This window comes from Mesorhizobium sp. Cs1299R1N1 (assembly GCF_037179655.1).
Classification (GTDB): domain Bacteria; phylum Pseudomonadota; class Alphaproteobacteria; order Rhizobiales; family Rhizobiaceae; genus Mesorhizobium; species Mesorhizobium salmacidum.
Window position 1 is genome coordinate 1 of record NZ_JAPYKR010000084.1, and the last position, 1,324, is coordinate 1,324.

At 53.5% G+C, this 1,324-nt stretch carries 1 protein-coding gene and 2 pseudogenes; all 3 read right to left on the bottom strand.

Annotated elements, in window-relative coordinates; all coding sequences use genetic code 11:
- Positions 1-620 (bottom strand): annotated as a pseudogene (locus tag O7A70_RS33775) (M24 family metallopeptidase); the annotation flags it as partial.
- A 91-nt stretch (positions 621-711) separates the two neighbouring features.
- On the bottom strand, positions 712-894 hold the full coding sequence (locus O7A70_RS33780; protein ID WP_337144200.1) for a tautomerase family protein: 183 nt from the start codon (positions 892-894) through the stop codon (positions 712-714).
- A gap of 175 nt (positions 895-1,069) precedes the next feature.
- Positions 1,070-1,324 (bottom strand): annotated as a pseudogene (proX, locus tag O7A70_RS33785) (glycine betaine/L-proline ABC transporter substrate-binding protein ProX); the annotation flags it as partial.

Sequence of the window (1,324 nt, forward strand, 5' to 3'; positions counted from 1 at the left end):
ATGCTGGCCTGCATGCGCGCGATACCATGCTCGGCGACAGCGCAAGCCCATCGGATGCACGCCACCTCGTCATCGGATTTGATGACCCTCGCGCCCTCGACAAGGTCGACGGCATCGATAACCTCTATCCCACGTTGCAACAGAGCTTGCGTCAGGCTGGGGTTGACGTATTCCAGCGCGACGCGTCGATTGGTCGATCCAATCTCGTTCAGGAACGCCACAACATCGTCCGCGAAAAGGCGAGCATTCTCCGGCAGTTCGTAGCCGCCCTCGAAAAACGAGATCGGCCGTCCCTGTCGAGAGGACTCAGCCGAACATGCGTTCCCGATTCCCTGGTGAATCGTCACAGGACCTTCTACAGGGAAGAAGAGGTAGGTCACAGGAATGTGGGACTGGAATAAGGGATATTGGTTATAATCGACTGCATAACGCAAGGTTATTGGACTCACCAGGACACACATGGCCACGTCGGCCGCACGCATCGCCGAGCGGATGCGCCCTTTGCGATAGCTATCGAGACGCTTGAAATCGATCTCGGGCATAGGGCGAAACTGGCGCAGATCGCTCCAGTTGTCGGTAAAAAAGGGGACCTGACGATCTGCCGACGTGAATTGTGTCATGAAACCTCCCGACCAAAAAGGCAACCAAGTTGCTGACGCATACAGGAGAACGCTCGGTCAGCCAATGAGATGTCGAACCGCACCGGAACCGTCACATCCGTGACCAGAGTTTCCCGCCCGTGGCCCAATTATTGGGTTCGTATTCATCGAATACTACATGGATCTGTTCCGGACGGAGGTTCATTTTCTCCGTGAATAGTTTCGTAATCTCCACAACCAGTTCAGCTTTCTTGTCGTCGTCGGTTTTGAAGGTCTCTACGTGAATGACTGGCATTGTAAACTCCTTGGCTTCAGCGCATGGTGAGAATTACCGGCAGGTAGTGTTCGCCATACAACAATAGGTGCGAACACTACCAGCCTATGAATGGCGCCGTTTAACTTGAATTGCGACTTGCTTTTATAGCTACCAGAACCAAATACGGTGGCGATGTTGTTGAAAGGGGGGGCACTTATTTCGCGGCCTTGGCCTCAATAATCCACTTGTCCCACGTGGCCTGGTTTTTGGCGATCCATTCCAGGGCGTGCTGCTTGATCTGTTCGTTGGACTTTTCGCCTTTGTAAATCCGCAAAGCCTCGGCATTCAGGTCGTCGAGGGGAATCGAAGCGAGCTCGAAGAACTTCTTGGCAGAAGGATTTTCATTCACGAATTTCGTCGACGCGGCAATCCCGAGGTCAATCATGGGAAAGCCAACGTTTCCGACACC

What these genes read in the sequence shown, in the direction of transcription:
- O7A70_RS33780 (WP_337144200.1), bottom strand. Translation starts at nt 894, where the DNA reads ATGCCAGTCATTCACGTAGAGACCTTCAAAACCGACGACGACAAGAAA.